Origin of the sequence: Pseudomonas sp. FP2300, from assembly GCF_030687595.1 — a bacterium.
GTDB classification, from domain to species: Bacteria; Pseudomonadota; Gammaproteobacteria; order Pseudomonadales; family Pseudomonadaceae; genus Aquipseudomonas; species Aquipseudomonas bijieensis.
Genome location: NZ_CP117440.1, coordinates 3,477,520 through 3,493,182, shown reverse-complemented (window position 1 = coordinate 3,493,182; position 15,663 = coordinate 3,477,520). Strand labels below are relative to the sequence as shown.

At 53.5% G+C, this 15,663-nt stretch carries 12 protein-coding genes and 4 pseudogenes; 7 read left to right on the top strand and 9 right to left on the bottom strand.

What is annotated here, in order from left to right; genetic code table 11:
- Window positions 1-83 precede the first annotated feature (83 nt).
- Together PSH86_RS15605 and PSH86_RS15600 are read left to right on the top strand one after the other, a co-directional pair.
- Window positions 84-719: a LysE family translocator gene (locus PSH86_RS15605; RefSeq protein ID WP_305483685.1), complete on the top strand. Its 636-nt coding sequence runs from the start codon at window positions 84-86 to the stop codon at window positions 717-719.
- 86 nt (window positions 720-805) lie between these two features.
- A complete protein-coding gene (locus PSH86_RS15600; protein WP_305483684.1) occupies window positions 806-1,315 on the top strand; it encodes a PhzF family phenazine biosynthesis protein in 510 nt (169 codons plus the stop codon).
- Here the strand turns inward: PSH86_RS15600 and PSH86_RS15595 are convergent.
- The 8 genes and pseudogenes from PSH86_RS15595 to thrC form a co-directional block, all read right to left on the bottom strand.
- Entirely contained in the window at window positions 1,300-3,189 is a 1,890-nt protein-coding gene (locus PSH86_RS15595) for a methyl-accepting chemotaxis protein (protein ID WP_305490364.1), read from the bottom strand. The two genes, PSH86_RS15600 and PSH86_RS15595, sit on opposite strands and share 16 nt — an antisense overlap.
- A gap of 35 nt (window positions 3,190-3,224) precedes the next feature.
- Window positions 3,225-3,386, bottom strand: coding sequence for a hypothetical protein (locus tag PSH86_RS15590; RefSeq protein WP_305483683.1), 162 nt, complete (start codon window positions 3,384-3,386; stop codon window positions 3,225-3,227).
- 195 nt (window positions 3,387-3,581) lie between these two features.
- Entirely contained in the window at window positions 3,582-4,343 is a 762-nt protein-coding gene (locus PSH86_RS15585) for an ABC transporter ATP-binding protein (protein WP_305483682.1), read from the bottom strand.
- Window positions 4,344-4,395: 52 nt separating this feature from the next.
- A pseudogene (hisM, locus tag PSH86_RS15580) lies at window positions 4,396-4,980 on the bottom strand (histidine ABC transporter permease HisM); the annotation flags it as partial.
- Window positions 4,980-5,894: pseudogene (locus tag PSH86_RS15575) on the bottom strand (aldehyde dehydrogenase family protein); the annotation flags it as partial. The pseudogenes PSH86_RS15575 and hisM, both read right to left, overlap by 1 nt.
- A 2-nt stretch (window positions 5,895-5,896) precedes the next feature.
- Entirely contained in the window at window positions 5,897-6,946 is a 1,050-nt protein-coding gene (locus PSH86_RS15570; protein ID WP_305483676.1) for a homoserine dehydrogenase, read from the bottom strand.
- A 117-nt stretch (window positions 6,947-7,063) separates the two neighbouring features.
- Complete coding sequence (locus PSH86_RS15565) at window positions 7,064-7,501, bottom strand: Lrp/AsnC family transcriptional regulator (RefSeq protein WP_305483675.1); 438 nt, start codon at window positions 7,499-7,501, stop codon at window positions 7,064-7,066.
- 14 nt (window positions 7,502-7,515) lie between these two features.
- Entirely contained in the window at window positions 7,516-8,658 is a 1,143-nt protein-coding gene (thrC, locus tag PSH86_RS15560) for a threonine synthase (RefSeq protein WP_305483681.1), read from the bottom strand.
- A gap of 310 nt (window positions 8,659-8,968) precedes the next feature.
- Here thrC and PSH86_RS15555 point away from each other — a divergent pair, with 310 nt between their 5' ends.
- From PSH86_RS15555 to PSH86_RS15535, 5 genes and pseudogenes are all read left to right on the top strand, one after another.
- The gene (locus PSH86_RS15555) at window positions 8,969-9,766 is read left to right on the top strand and encodes a hypothetical protein (RefSeq protein ID WP_305483680.1); all 798 of its coding nucleotides are present in this window, start codon (window positions 8,969-8,971) and stop codon (window positions 9,764-9,766) included.
- A gap of 64 nt (window positions 9,767-9,830) precedes the next feature.
- Window positions 9,831-10,267: pseudogene (locus PSH86_RS15550) on the top strand (Lrp/AsnC family transcriptional regulator).
- 117 nt (window positions 10,268-10,384) lie between these two features.
- Window positions 10,385-11,434, top strand: a complete 1,050-nt coding sequence (locus tag PSH86_RS15545) for a homoserine dehydrogenase (RefSeq protein ID WP_305483676.1) — start codon at window positions 10,385-10,387, stop codon at window positions 11,432-11,434.
- Between the two features lie 2 nt (window positions 11,435-11,436).
- Window positions 11,437-12,853: pseudogene (locus tag PSH86_RS15540) on the top strand (aldehyde dehydrogenase family protein).
- Window positions 12,854-12,904: 51 nt separating this feature from the next.
- Window positions 12,905-14,107, top strand: a complete 1,203-nt coding sequence (locus PSH86_RS15535) for a PLP-dependent aspartate aminotransferase family protein (protein ID WP_305483679.1) — start codon at window positions 12,905-12,907, stop codon at window positions 14,105-14,107.
- 386 nt (window positions 14,108-14,493) lie between these two features.
- On the opposite strand, the gene PSH86_RS15530 is transcribed toward PSH86_RS15535, so the two are convergent.
- Entirely contained in the window at window positions 14,494-15,522 is a 1,029-nt protein-coding gene (locus tag PSH86_RS15530) for a PLP-dependent aspartate aminotransferase family protein (protein WP_305483678.1), read from the bottom strand.
- Window positions 15,523-15,663: the final 141 nt, after the last annotated feature.

Sequence of the window (15,663 nt, the reverse complement as noted above, 5' to 3'; positions counted from 1 at the left end):
GTCTGGACTGTCGATTGAATGAAGGGCACATTATCCATGCTCCGACTGATAATCGGCATTCAGCGTTTGCTATGAGGTTCACCATGTCATTTGATCTTCATCACCTGCTACTCGTATTCACTGCCTACATCGTTGGAGCGGCCAGCCCAGGCCCGAGCAATATGCGAATCATGGGCGTCGCGATGCACCAAGGACGCAAGCCCGCATTGCTGTTGGCCGCTGGTGTAATCAGCGGTTCTTTTTTCTGGGGCTCGATGGCGGCTACGGGGGTATCGGCCATCCTGGCGCAATTTGCACAGGTGCTTTTCGCACTGAAAATCGTCGGAGGGATCTACCTTATTTATCTCGCTATCAAGGCCGGACGCTCGGCTTTTGCATCTGACGCGCGAATCGAACAAATGTTGGCGGCCGCACCAACGGTTTCGGGCTTGAGCCTCTACCGGCGCGGGTTACTCATGCATCTCACAAACCCCAAGGCGCTGCTGGGCTGGGTCGCGACCATGACCCTTGGCCTTGGGCCCGAAGCCACGCCGACAACAGTCGCGGTGATCCTGGCCGGCTGTGCCGTACTGAGCATCACAATCTTCTGCGGTTACGCGATTGTCTTCTCCACTGCGCCTATGATTCGCGGCTACCGAAGGGCTCGGCGCTGGATTGAAGGCACCCTCGCACTCGTGTTCGGTGCGGCAGGAATAAAGCTGCTGCTTTCACGCAGTTGAAACCGCAAAAGACTGCAGGATAGCACTCCTTCATCGCGCCAAAAGTCGGTATGTTGACTTTTATAGTCAATAAAAATGGATCCGACATGATACTCAAAATGTTCCAGGTAGATGCGTTTTCTGAAACCGTATTCGGCGGGAATCCAGCAGCCGTATTGCTCCTTGAAGACTGGCTACCTGATGAACTGATGCAGTCGATAGCCAACGAAAACAATCTGGCAGAGACTGCATTTGTTAAACCTTCCGGAAACCACTGGGCACTACGCTGGTTTACTCCAACGGTTGAAGTGAATTTCTGTGGGCACGCGACACTGGCCACCGCTCATATATTGATTACCGAATTTGGTGTGCCGGGGCCGTTACGCTTCTCGACACGGGTGGGTGATCTGAACGTGCAGGCATTGGGCAACGAGTACCTGCTGGACCTCCCATGCATTGAGCCGGAACATTCGACTGAACTGCCCCCTTGCATCGTGCCCCTGTTTCTCGACAACGCCGTCAACCATTTCAAGAACTTTGAGAACAGCAGTCCCAAGTCTATCGGCTCCTCCGTCGTATATTCGACACCGTCTGTAGATGATCAAATACGAAAATGATCCACTAACTGCTTGAGTTGGCTCGCTTGGCGCTCCAAGTCATCGCACGCCTGCAAGGTCGACCGCAGGTTGTCGGCCCCTTGATGATTCAGCGAGTTGATTTCAGCAATGTCGATATTCAGTGATTCAATGACAGATGTCTGCTCTTCAGTCGCAGCCGCCACCGAATGGTTGATGCCATCAATCTCACTGATCCGCCATGCAACACTGCCCAGCCGCTCTCCCGCCTGATTGGCAATTATCACACCTTCATTGCTATGGCGCTCGCTCTCGCCCATGGTGAGCACCGCATCATCGGCTCCTCGCTGCAATGCTTCAATCATCGTATGAATCTCTTTAGCGGAAGTCTGCGTACGATAGGCAAGGCTGCGCACTTCATCCGCAACAACGGCGAACCCGCGACCCGCCTCACCTGCCCTTGCCGCTTCGATAGCGGCATTAAGAGCGAGCAGGTTGGCCTGTTCGGAGATCCCCTGGATGACTTCCAATATCCGACCGATATCGACCGTCTTCTCATTCAAGCTTTTAATGTTGCCGCACGACGTACGAATTTTTCCTGACAAACTGCTCATCGCTTCAATAGTTTCTGCAACCACCTGCATGCCGCTCTCGGTTAGCCGCCGCGCTTCAGACGCTTGATCTGACGCACCTCCTGCATTGCGTGCGATCTCCTGCGAAGCAGCGCCCAACTCATGGATCGCAGCGGCGATGCTATGGGTGCGCTGACTCTGTTCACCAGAGAAGGACATTGACGACCTGGAGGCCCCCATCACCCGCTCAGCAACTGCATTAACCTGCGCGGTCGCAAACGACACATCGCACATGGAGCGATGAACTTTTTCCACGAAAAGGTTGAAATCGCCTGCTAGGTTTCCAAACTCATCACGAGACTGAACCTCGATCCGTCGGGTAAGATCCCCCTCCCCCTGAGCGATATCACGCATTGCATAGCCCATCACTTTAATTGGCCGCATCAGCACGCTAATCAATATGGCCAGCAGTAAGAGCGTGACAACAACCGCTATCAACGCGGCCAGTAAAGCAGAGACTCGAAAATCCGTCAGCGCTGCGTATGCTCTATTTTTGTCGATCGATAGAGCGACGTACCAGTTCACCGAGGGCAGCCCCTGGATCGGCGAGAACATCAAAATCCGAGGTTTTCCTTCTTCCTCTGTCTCACTGGGATGAGAGTTGAGTGACGGAGTGTTTTGCGGGTAAATATCGCCCAGTTGCTTCATCATCAGGTCTTTGTTCGGATGAACCAACACCTTGCCGTCAGCGCTGACGAGAAACGCGTAACCGATTCCACCCAGATCGAGTGAGCTGATGATTTTTGCCAATGTGTCCAGTGTCAGGTCCCCACCGACCACCCCAAGCGCTTGACCGTCGTGACTGATCGGCGTTGCAATGGTCATCATCAGTTGCCCTGTCGTCACATCCAGGTAAGGCTCGGTCAGCGTTGTCCCTCCGGCAGCCATTGCATCCGTATACCAAGGCCGGGTGCGAGGATCGTAATCAGCAGGTAGATCGTCCTTTGGCCGGATGACGAAACTACCGTCACGACTGCCTAGATAAGTGAAGGTAAACGTCGCCAGCAACGACCTCTGCTCCAGCAACCGCGTGATGTTTTGCGGTGCGGGATCATTGGCAACCGTCTGGGCAACATGATCAACCAAAAGTATCCGCCCGGAGAGCCAGGACTGAACGCTTGCGGCGGTGATCTTGCTCACTTCCTCAAGGTGGTATTCAAGGTTCGTGCGAATGGTTTTGCGCTGAATCGAGTCGTTGTAAAGCGTAAAAAGTGAAAACGCTGCGACAACAACGAATGATGCCGCAAGCAATACCTTATGACTGAACTTCAGGTTCGCAATCATCATGGCTTATCCCTAGGCGTGGAGTGTTGTAGTTGTTATTCGACACCAAGGTGCATCGATGAGGACTTGATGACAGCCAACAGCTGATAGGCCGCAAGTTTCTCGATATGCAGCTCAGTGCTCTCCAACCAGCAATCAGTGACTGACCGGAAATGTTCCATATCCCGGCAGTGGATTCGGAGGCAGTAATCAAACACACCACTCACCAGGTGACACTCAATGACTTGCGGGCAAGCACTGACAAGGGCCCTCGCTCAAGTGCACCAGTGAGGCGAGTTTTTATGGGGGATGCGCCCGTTGCAGCGCGGTGCATCGACGATGGCCTCGTCGATGCATCCCAAACACTCAGAGGCCCCGTGGCTCTCTGTTCCGTTGGTCATAGCCAGGGCATTTCACTTCAGCCCGTTAGAGAGGAACTGCTGCAAGCGCTCGCTTCGTGGGTTATCCAGAATCTCAGGCCCGCCCTGCTCTTCAACCAGTCCTTGATGAAGAAACAGCAGTTGGTTCGACACCTTGCGTGCAAACCCCATTTCATGGGTCACCATGATCATGGTGCGCCCCTCTTCAGCAAGGCCCTGGATGACTTTGAGCACCTCGCCCACCACCTCAGGGTCGAGCGCCGAGGTGGGTTCGTCGAACAGCATTACCTCGGGCTCCATGGCGAGGGCGCGGGCGATCGCTACCCGCTGCTGTTGACCACCGGAAAGAAACGCAGGGAACTGATCGGCAACACGGGCAGGCAAGCCGACTTTATCCAAGTACCGCCGCGCACGGTCTTCTGCGTCTTTTTTGCTGACGCCTAGCACCCGGCGCGGGGCAATGGTGATGTTTTCCAGCACGGTCATATGCCCCCACAGGTTGAAATGCTGGAAGACCATGGCCAAGCGGGTACGCAGTCGTTGCAGCTCGCGGTCATCCGCCACACGTAATCCTGAATGATTTTTAACCATGCAGATCGGTTTGCCATCCAGACTCATGGCGCCGTCATTGGGTGTTTCGAGAAAATTGATACAGCGCAGGAACGTGCTCTTTCCCGAGCCACTGGCGCCGATCAGGCTGATGACATCGCCCGTTTTGGCCTGCAGGGAAACACCCTTGAGTACTTCATGGGTACCGTAACTTTTGTGTAGCCCGTCAACCGTCAATTTGTACATGTTCGCAATCATCCTCTTAGCGGGTTGGGAGCGGCCCTGTCAGATACAGGGCTCAGTGAGTCGGCCCTAAAAAAGCCAGCCAATGACGTTCAGCAATTCGGAACACGCCAACCAATGCAAAGGTGACCGCCAGGTAAATCAGTGCCGCAATCCCAAACGATTGAAAGGTTAAAAAGGTGGCTGAGTTCGCGTCACGGGCAACTTTGAGAATGTCCGGTACCGTGGCGGTGAATGCCACCGTGGTCGAGTGCAACATCAAGATCACTTCGTTGCTGTAATACGGCAGCGAGCGACGCAAGGCTGACGGCATGATCACGAATGCGTAGAGCTTCCATCCCGAGAGGCCATAGGCTTTTGCCGCCTCGACCTCGCCATGGGCGATGTTGCGAATGGCTCCAGCAAATATCTCGGTGGTGTATGCGCACGTGTTCAGAGCGAAGGCAAGAATGGTGCAGTTCATTGCATCGCGAAAGAATGCATCCAACACAGGCTGAGCACGTATTGCCGCCAAGCTATAGACCCCGGTGTAGCAGATCAGTAGTTGGATGTAGAGCGGTGTACCCCTGAACAGGTAGGTATAGAACTGCACCGGCCAGCGTACGTAAAATCTGGGTGACACGCGTGCGATAGACAATGGATCAACTTGCGGGTCAGTTCAACAAAGCGCGTTTTGAAGGCTTCGTAGAGTGAAGCCTCGATGAGGATCCGTTGAGTACCGATGCAGTTTTGTCCAGCCGCCCAGAAAGCCCCCGACACGCATGAATCAACGGTTTCATCCAAATCACAATCAGCCATCACGATGACCGGAGCATTGCCGCCAAGGTCCATCGCCAGCTTCTTGAGGCCAGCTGTGCGAGCGATCTGCTCACCGGTGACAAAGCCGCCCGTGAACGACACCATGCGCACAGCACGGTGAGCAACCAAGGCCTTGCCCAATGCGGCGCCCCCTGTGGCGACAGTGACGACAACCGGAGGCAGGCCCGCATCGATCAAGCACTCCACCAGCTTGATCGCGGATAACGGTGTGAGCTCAGACGGTTTGAGAACGACCGCATTTCCCCCTGCAATGGCAGGTCCCAATTTATGCGCGACCAGATTAAGCGGGTCGTTGTAAGGGGTGATGGCGACGATGACACCCAACGGTTCACGGGTGAACCAGCCCTGACGGGATTCAGACCCGACATAAGCATCAAAAGGGATGACTTCACCGGCATTACGCTTGGCTTCTTCGGCAGACAACTTCAAGGTGTTGACGCAGCGCAACACCTCCTTTCGCGCCTGCTTCAGCGTTTTCCCCGACTCCGCGACGATCAGTTTGGCAAAGGAGTCCTTGTCACGCTCGACTGAGCTTGCGGCTTTTTCCAAGATACGCGCGCGTTCATGTCGTGGCAGATCCTTGGCAATCAAAGCTCCCGAAATAGCCGTGTCGACTATCGTGGTGGCTGAGGATGCAGGGATGTCTGCCACTTCACCCACCTTGCTGCCGTCAAACGGGCTGAGCACCTTAATGGCCTTATAATCAGCAGCGAGCGAGAGACTCAAGCTATTCATGATTATTTACCTGATGTGGTTTTGTGGTTGTGGATGCTCACGATATCGGCGAGCAATGCAAAGGCGGTTTCAAAACGACCTGCTCCTGCCCCCACCACGGTGACGGGACCGAGAATGGCGGTGTTGAAGGTGATTGCATTGGTGGCTCCGCTCACGGCTGAGAGCGCGTCACTCGATGGCAATAACTGTGGGCTCACCGAGGCCGAAATCGCGCCATCGCTCCGTTTCTCTGCACTGCCAATCAGCTTCCAACGGGCATTTGCTTTCGTCGCCTCGGCAATATCCGTGGCCGTGATTTCAGAAATCCCTTTGCACAGGACGTCGCTTGGCTTGAGTTTCGCGCCCAGCAGTTCATTGGCGAGGATGACGACCTTCAAGCGCACATCGTGCCCTTCTACATCCGCGGTTGGGTCAGCTTCGGCATACCCCAACTCCTGGGCTTTTGCGACAGCACTGGAGAAGTCCAACCCCGTCTCCATGCTGGAAAGGACAAAGTTTGACGTGCCGTTGAGAATCCCCTTGAAGCCGATGATTTCCGAGCCCGCCAGTGACTCCTTGGCCAAACGGATAACCGGGGTCCCGCTCATGACGGAACCTTCGAATTCAAAGCGGGCGCCGGTGCTATCGGCCAGCGTCTTCAAGCTTTGTGCATGCAGTGCCACGGGGCCTTTGTTGGTGGTGACGACACTGACGCCCTCTTCCAGCGCCCAGCGGCAGAAGGTCGTAGCCGGTTCACCATCCACAGGATTGGTGAAGGTTGCCTCAGCCACAATATCGGCGCCAGAGAAGCGGATAACGGTTTCGTTCGCCGGCTCAGCACTGCCGCCGGGTAGCGTCCTGAAGCCTCCTTTAGCTGCAGGCACTGCTGCCAATTCACGAGCGTCCAGGCCGTGCTTGTTAATGATGGAGCCGAGGTAAAGATCACTGACACCGACGATCTTCAAGGTAAAACCTAACTCATCGGCCCAGCGCGAATTCTTATCGGCAATAAGCTGGGCCAGCGCACGGTTAACGCCACCAAAACCAAGCAACGCTATTTTGTATTCAGTCACGACAGGATTCTCATTGTTATGTTGTGGTGCTGAGATAGTAAGCCGACAACTTAACTTTACGAATATGGCAAACAGAACGTTGTTGCGAGCAAAATGCTCGCACAACGGTACAACTTGCTATTTTGTGCTCGACAGAACAAAAGACGTTACGGTATTCAGGACTCCCGGCAGCGCCGAGATCTCACTCCATACCCTGTGGATACGATCTGCATTCATCGCCTGAACCGTCAGTACAATATCGAGGTCGCCACTCATCACATTGCAGGAAATGACTTCAGGCATTGCAGCAACGGAGCGAACAACTTCTGAATCTCGCATACGATCCTGACGATACACGAAAATCAATGCATTAATGGGTCCTGCATCGGCTGAGGGCATACCTTTAATAATTGTGTAGCCTCGGACATGACCATCGCGCTCCAATCGCTCAATCCGCAGCCTGACTGCGTTCCTGGACAAATTAACTTTTAGAGCAATATCGTTATGAGCTAACCGTGCATTTCGAGTAAGCTCCTCCAGAATTTTTTCATCAACTTTATCTAGAACACGTTTCATCTCTGGCTCCGAACTTATAACGAGTGAGACTCCGTGTCTTTGGATAAGGCCCTGACCAGCGAGATCAGCGACCTGATGTCGTTAGGAATTGAAGTACAGTTTTGTTCGGCGACTGCAGGAGCACCGCCTGTATTTAGGTGGCCGCCAATCTCCGACTTATGGGTTGCAGTGCCAACCTTCGACGGATGTGTGGTTGCCAGGCAAATCATGGGGATCATCAAGCTGCGCCTGCTTACACGTGCAGCGCGCAAGCCGATAGCGGTATTAGGACTGACGAGATATCCACTCTGTGCAAAGACCTCATGAATACAACTGAATGCGTCCGCATCGTCCACAGCCAGTGAGTCAAATAATTTGCGTGCCTCCAACCATTCATCCTGCGCTAACTGAATAGTGCCCTCGCCTTCTAGCAGCTGCATGTTACGAGCTACTTTTTCTCCGCATCGATTTAAGATACTCCACTGTATGCGCTCAAAATTAGAGGCCAGTGAAACATTCATAGTGGGGATTTTGGTAGCGCGAATCTCATTTCGACTGTACAGATTTGATTGGAGAAAGTTATGCAGTCCGGCGTTAGCATTCGTGGCAACGATAAGCTGTCGAATGGGCAGCCCCATTTGCTTGGCAATATAACCAGCGTACAGGGCACCAAAATTTCCAGTCGGCACACTGAAAGCAACCTCTCTTTTAGGCGCGCCGAGCTGAAGAGCAGAATAGAAATAGAAGGACAGGTGCGCAAGCACGCGAACCCAATGCACTGAGTTGAACGAAATAACGTGCTGCTGCGCATCATTATTTTGCTTCAGGAACTGCTCGCACAAACGATGGCAATCGGAATAATCTCCGTCGATCGCAATATTCATAACATTATCTTTGTGCGTACTCAGTAAGCGTCGGCGATCCTCCGCCGTTAACCCCGTGGAAGGATGCAGCACCAACAACGTAACGCCCTTAATTCCCGAAAATGCCTTTATTGCAGCAGCACCCGTATCTCCGCCTGTACAACCTACAATCAGCGCCTTCTTCCCAGACTTCTGCAAATCGTGATTGATAAAGCGAGACATCAATTGAAGGCCAACATCTTGATAGACGCCTGACGGCCCATGAAATAACTCAAGTATCCACTCGTTACTTGCGGTCTGGTACAGCGGGGTCACTGCGCTGCTAGCAGCGCAGTGACCCCGCTGTACCAGACCGCAAGTAACGAGTGGATACTTGAGTTATTTCATGGGCCGTCAGGCGTCTATCAAGATGTTGGCCTTCAATTGATGTCTCGCTTTATCAATCACGATTTGCAGAAGTCTGGGAAGAAGGCGCTGATTGTAGGTTGTACAGGCGGAGATACGGGTGCTGCTGCAATAAAGGCATTTTCGGAATTAAGGGCGTTACGTTGTTGGTGCTGCATCCTTCCACGGGTTAACGGCGGAGGATCGCCGACGCTTACTGAGTACGCACAAAGATAATGTTATGAATATTGCGATCGACGGAGATTATTCCGATTGCCATCGTTTGTGCGAGCAGTTCCTGAAGCAAAATAATGATGCGCAGCAGCACGTTATTTCGTTCAACTCAGTGCATTGGGTTCGCGTGCTTGCGCACCTGTCCTTCTATTTCTATTCTGCTCTTCAGCTCGGCGCGCCTAAAAGAGAGGTTGCTTTCAGTGTGCCGACTGGAAATTTTGGTGCCCTGTACGCTGGTTATATTGCCAAGCAAATGGGGCTGCCCATTCGACAGCTTATCGTTGCCACGAATGCTAACGCCGGACTGCATAACTTTCTCCAATCAAATCTGTACAGTCGAAATGAGATTCGCGCTACCAAAATCCCCACTATGAATGTTTCACTGGCCTCTAATTTTGAGCGCATACAGTGGAGTATCTTAAATCGATGCGGAGAAAAAGTAGCTCGTAACATGCAGCTGCTAGAAGGCGAGGGCACTATTCAGTTAGCGCAGGATGAATGGTTGGAGGCACGCAAATTATTTGACTCACTGGCTGTGGACGATGCGGACGCATTCAGTTGTATTCATGAGGTCTTTGCACAGAGTGGATATCTCGTCAGTCCTAATACCGCTATCGGCTTGCGCGCTGCACGTGTAAGCAGGCGCAGCTTGATGATCCCCATGATTTGCCTGGCAACCACACATCCGTCGAAGGTTGGCACTGCAACCCATAAGTCGGAGATTGGCGGCCACCTAAATACAGGCGGTGCTCCTGCAGTCGCCGAACAAACTGTACTTCAATTCCTAACGACATCAGGTCGCTGATCTCGCTGGTCAGGGCCTTATCCAAAGACACGGAGTCTCACTCGTTATAAGTTCGGAGCCAGAGATGAAACGTGTTCTAGATAAAGTTGATGAAAAATTCTGGAGGAGCTTACTCGAAATGCACGGTTAGCTCATAACGATATTGCTCTAAAAGTTAATTTGTCCAGGAACGCAGTCAGGCTGCGGATTGAGCGATTGGAGCGCGATGGTCATGTCCGAGGCTACACAATTATTAAAGGTATGCCCTCAGCCGATGCAGGACCCATTAATGCATTGATTTTCGTGTATCGTCAGGATCGTATGCGAGATTCAGAAGTTGTTCGCTCCGTTGCTGCAATGCCTGAAGTCATTTCCTGCAATGTGATGAGTGGCGACCTCGATATTGTACTGACGGTTCAGGCGATGAATGCAGATCGTATCCACAGGGTATGGAGTGAGATCTCGGCGCTGCCGGGAGTCCTGAATACCGTAACGTCTTTTGTTCTGTCGAGCACAAAATAGCAAGTTGTACCGTTGTGCGAGCATTTTGCTCGCAACAACGTTCTGTTTGCCATATTCGTAAAGTTAAGTTGTCGGCTTACTATCTCAGCACCACAACATAACAATGAGAATCCTGTCGTGACTGAATACAAAATAGCGTTGCTTGGTTTTGGTGGCGTTAACCGTGCGCTGGCCCAGCTTATTGCCGATAAGAATTCGCGCTGGGCCGATGAGTTAGGTTTTACCTTGAAGATCGTCGGTGTCAGTGATCTTTACCTCGGCTCCATCATTAACAAGCACGGCCTGGACGCTCGTGAATTGGCAGCAGTGCCTGCAGCTAAAGGAGGCTTCAGGACGCTACCCGGCGGCAGTGCTGAGCCGGCGAACGAAACCGTTATCCGCTTCTCTGGCGCCGATATTGTGGCTGAGGCAACCTTCACCAATCCTGTGGATGGTGAACCGGCTACGACCTTCTGCCGCTGGGCGCTGGAAGAGGGCGTCAGTGTCGTCACCACCAACAAAGGCCCCGTGGCACTGCATGCACAAAGCTTGAAGACGCTGGCCGATAGCACCGGCGCCCGCTTTGAATTCGAAGGTTCCGTCATGAGCGGGACCCCGGTTATCCGTTTGGCCAAGGAGTCACTGGCGGGCTCGGAAATCATCGGCTTCAAGGGGATTCTCAACGGCACGTCAAACTTTGTCCTTTCCAGCATGGAGACGGGGTTGGACTTCTCCAGTGCTGTCGCAAAAGCCCAGGAGTTGGGGTATGCCGAAGCTGACCCAACCGCGGATGTAGAAGGGCACGATGTGCGCTTGAAGGTCGTCATCCTCGCCAATGAACTGCTGGGCGCGAAACTCAAGCCAAGCGACGTCCTGTGCAAAGGGATTTCTGAAATCACGGCCACGGATATTGCCGAGGCGACGAAAGCAAATGCCCGTTGGAAGCTGATTGGCAGTGCAGAGAAACGGAGCGATGGCGCGATTTCGGCCTCGGTGAGCCCACAGTTATTGCCATCGAGTGACGCGCTCTCAGCCGTGAGCGGAGCCACCAATGCAATCACCTTCAACACCGCCATTCTCGGTCCCGTCACCGTGGTGGGGGCAGGAGCAGGTCGTTTTGAAACCGCCTTTGCATTGCTCGCCGATATCGTGAGCATCCACAACCACAAAACCACATCAGGTAAATAATCATGAATAGCTTGAGTCTCTCGCTCGCTGCTGATTATAAGGCCATTAAGGTGCTCAGCCCGTTTGACGGCAGCAAGGTGGGTGAAGTGGCAGACATCCCTGCATCCTCAGCCACCACGATAGTCGACACGGCTATTTCGGGAGCTTTGATTGCCAAGGATCTGCCACGACATGAACGCGCGCGTATCTTGGAAAAGCCGCAAGCTCAGTCGAGCGTGACAAGGACTCCTTTGCCAAACTGATCGTCGCGGAGTCGGGGAAAACGCTGAAGCAGGCGCGAAAGGAGGTGTTGCGCTGCGTCAACACCTTGAAGTTGTCTGCCGAAGAAGCCAAGCGTAATGCCGGTGAAGTCATCCCTTTTGATGCTTATGTCGGGTCTGAATCCCGTCAGGGCTGGTTCACCCGTGAACCGTTGGGTGTCATCGTCGCCATCACCCCTTACAACGACCCGCTTAATCTGGTCGCGCATAAATTGGGACCTGCCATTGCAGGGGGAAATGCGGTCGTTCTCAAACCGTCTGAGCTCACACCGTTATCCGCGATCAAGCTGGTGGAGTGCTTGATCGATGCGGGCCTGCCTCCGGTTGTCGTCACTGTCGCCACAGGGGGCGCCGCATTGGGCAAGGCCTTGGTTGCTCACCGTGCTGTGCGCATGGTGTCGTTCACGGGCGGCTTTGTCACCGGTGAGCAGATCGCTCGCACAGCTGGCCTCAAGAAGCTGGCGATGGACCTTGGCGGCAATGCTCCGGTCATCGTGATGGCTGATTGTGATTTGGATGAAACCGTTGATTCATGCGTGTCGGGGCTTTCTGGGCGGCTGGACAAAACTGCATCGGTACTCAACGGATCCTCATCGAGGCTTCACTCTACGAAGCCTTCAAAACGCGCTTTGTTGAACTGACCCGCAAGTTGATCGTCGGCAACCCTGCTGATGAGCAGACGGACGTAGGGCCGATGATTACCGAGGCGTCAGCCAAGCGTACCGAGGAGGTGGTCAATGACGCCATTGCCAAAGGCGCCACCTTGTTGTTTGGCAACACACGTAACGGCTCGCTCTATTCACCTACCGTGCTGGAAGGCGTAGACCGCCATTGCAAGTTGTGGTGCGAAGAAGTGTTCAGCCCGGTGGTCATCCTCCAGAGCGTCGCGTCCCTGGATGAAGCATTGGCGCTGGCTAACGAGCCTGAATACAGCCTGCATGCCGGAATCTTCACCAGCAATCTGAAGGCTGCAATGACGGCGGCTAAACGACTGGAGGCGGGTGGGGTGATGATCAATGACTCTTCCGACTATCGCTTTGATGCCATGCCTTTCGGCGGTTTCAAGTACGGGAGCATGGGTCGTGAGGGCGTACGTTTCGCTTACGAAGATATGACGCAGCCCAAGGTCGTTTGCATTAACGGTGTGGGTGGAAGCTGAACAACTCGCTCAACTCAAGAATGAATTACACAACAATAAAGAGGAATCGACATGCGCCCCGATAAGCACAACCTTTCGACATTATCTGCAGCGACACTGGCTGTTCATGGCGGCAATGTCGCGGATGTCACCAGTGGCGCCGTCCGTACGCCATTGGTAATGGCGAACTCCTATCTCTTGCCGGAAGACCCCGCGACCATGGACTGGTCGAGTCCGGATGGGCTCGTGTACACACGCAATCAAGGCCACAACCAGGTTTGCCTTGAGAAGAAGCTCGCAGCCCTTGAGGGGTGTGAAGACTCGGTGGTATTTGCGACCGGTGTCGCTGCGTTGCATTCAGTATTTTTTTCATTCTTGAAAAGTGGTGATCACGTCATTGTCAGTGACATCACCTACCAGGCGGTCTGGCGGCTTTTTGCGGAGCTACTGCCTGAGCGTTACGGCATTGAAGCAACCTTTGTAGACGTCGGTGACCTGCAATCGGTACGTAACGCCATTCGTCCCAATACCAAACTGATCCACACTGAAACGATCGCCAACCCCACCACGAAAGTTGCAGACATTGCCGCATTGGCTGAGATTGCACACGCCCATGGCGCGCTGATCTCTGTGGATGCCACATTCACGCCCCCTCCATTTTTCCATGCAAGTCAACACGGCGTCGACTTCGTCATTCACTCATTGACCAAGTACATCAATGGTCATGGTGATGCCATGGGCGGGGTGGTGATCGGCTCCAACCAGTTGATCAACAAGATCAAGAATGATGCCTTGGTTGACCTCGGTGCGACGATTTCGCCGTTCAACGCGTGGATGATCATGCGCGGCTCGGTCACGTTGCCTCTGCGCTTGAAGCAATTGTTGAACACGGCCGAAAAGTTGGCTCGGTTTCTGGACAGCGATGATCGGATTGCCTACGTCTACTACCCCGGTTTGCCCTCCCACCCGCAGCATGAGTTGGCGCGCCGACAATTTGCGGGCAAGGGCTATGGTGCGGTGATGGCGTTTGCCGTAGAGGGTGACCCTGATACCCAGAATCGCTTTGTGTCGAATCTGCGCATCATCACGTCGGCCGTTTCATTAGGGCATGACGAATCGCTGATCGTTCACGTAGGTGCAGAGGGTCGAGGTGGCTTTGACAAGTACCCCGAAGAGTTCCGCCAGTACGGTCATTTGCGTTTTTCTGTAGGGCTGGAAGACCCAGAAGACTTGATCAAGGATATTGCGTTCGCGCTGGACGCAACATTCAAGTGATTTGAATACGGGCGCTATGTAACCAGGGTTTGGTCAACCGTCTTTACCCCCGTGCTCGCGGGGTCTTTTTAATAACGTCGGTGTAGTAGTTGCGCCTGGTGCGAACAGTGTTTGCGTTTTTTATGGTTTGGGAGTTGCTCATGGCTTGGGTGAGTTTGATCATTGCAGGTTTTATTTGAAGTGGTTTGGGCTTAGCCCAAACCACTTCAAATAAACCTGCAATGATCAAACTCACCCAAGCCATGAGCAACTCCCAAACCATAAAAAACGCAAACACTGTTCGCACCAGGCGCAACTACTACACCGACGTTATTAAAAAGACCCCCGCGAGCACGGGGGTAAAGACGGGTTGACCAAACCCTGGTTACATAGCGCCCGTATTCAAATCACTTGAATGTTGCGTCCAGCGCGAACGCAATATCCTTGATCAAGTCTTCTGGGTCTTCCAGCCCTACAGAAAAACGCAAATGACCGTACTGGCGGAACTCTTCGGGGTACTTGTCAAAGCCACCTCGACCCTCTGCACCTACGTGAACGATCAGCGATTCGTCATGCCCTAATGAAACGGCCGACGTGATGATGCGCAGATTCGACACAAAGCGATTCTGGGTATCAGGGTCACCCTCTACGGCAAACGCCATCACCGCACCATAGCCCTTGCCCGCAAATTGTCGGCGCGCCAACTCATGCTGCGGGTGGGAGGGCAAACCGGGGTAGTAGACGTAGGCAATCCGATCATCGCTGTCCAGAAACCGAGCCAACTTTTCGGCCGTGTTCAACAATTGCTTCAAGCGCAGAGGCAACGTGACCGAGCCGCGCATGATCATCCACGCGTTGAACGGCGAAATCGTCGCACCGAGGTCAACCAAGGCATCATTCTTGATCTTGTTGATCAACTGGTTGGAGCCGATCACCACCCCGCCCATGGCATCACCATGACCATTGATGTACTTGGTCAATGAGTGAATGACGAAGTCGACGCCGTGTTGACTTGCATGGAAAAATGGAGGGGGCGTGAATGTGGCATCCACAGAGATCAGCGCGCCATGGGCGTGTGCAATCTCAGCCAATGCGGCAATGTCTGCAACTTTCGTGGTGGGGTTGGCGATCGTTTCAGTGTGGATCAGTTTGGTATTGGGACGAATGGCGTTACGTACCGATTGCAGGTCACCGACGTCTACAAAGGTTGCTTCAATGCCGTAACGCTCAGGCAGTAGCTCCGCAAAAAGCCGCCAGACCGCCTGGTAGGTGATGTCACTGACAATGACGTGATCACCACTTTTCAAGAATGAAAAAAATACTGAATGCAACGCAGCGACACCGGTCGCAAATACCACCGAGTCTTCACACCCCTCAAGGGCTGCGAGCTTCTTCTCAAGGCAAACCTGGTTGTGGCCTTGATTGCGTGTGTACACGAGCCCATCCGGACCGACCAGTCCATGGTCGCGGGGTCTTCCGGCAAGAGATAGGAGTTCGCCATTACCAATGGCGTACGGACGGCGCCACTGGTGACATCCGCGACATTGCCGCCATGAACAGCCAGTGTCGCTGCAGAT

What these genes read in the sequence shown, in the direction of transcription:
- PSH86_RS15600 (WP_305483684.1), top strand. Translation starts at nt 806, where the DNA reads ATGATACTCAAAATGTTCCAGGTAGATGCGTTTTCTGAAACCGTATTC.
- PSH86_RS15605 (WP_305483685.1), top strand. Translation starts at nt 84, where the DNA reads ATGTCATTTGATCTTCATCACCTGCTACTCGTATTCACTGCCTACATC.
- PSH86_RS15555 (WP_305483680.1), top strand. Translation starts at nt 8,969, where the DNA reads ATGAATATTGCGATCGACGGAGATTATTCCGATTGCCATCGTTTGTGC.
- PSH86_RS15535 (WP_305483679.1), top strand. Translation starts at nt 12,905, where the DNA reads ATGCGCCCCGATAAGCACAACCTTTCGACATTATCTGCAGCGACACTG.
- PSH86_RS15585 (WP_305483682.1), bottom strand. Translation starts at nt 4,343, where the DNA reads ATGTACAAATTGACGGTTGACGGGCTACACAAAAGTTACGGTACCCAT.
- PSH86_RS15595 (WP_305490364.1), bottom strand. Translation starts at nt 3,189, where the DNA reads ATGATTGCGAACCTGAAGTTCAGTCATAAGGTATTGCTTGCGGCATCA.
- PSH86_RS15565 (WP_305483675.1), bottom strand. Translation starts at nt 7,501, where the DNA reads ATGAAACGTGTTCTAGATAAAGTTGATGAAAAAATTCTGGAGGAGCTT.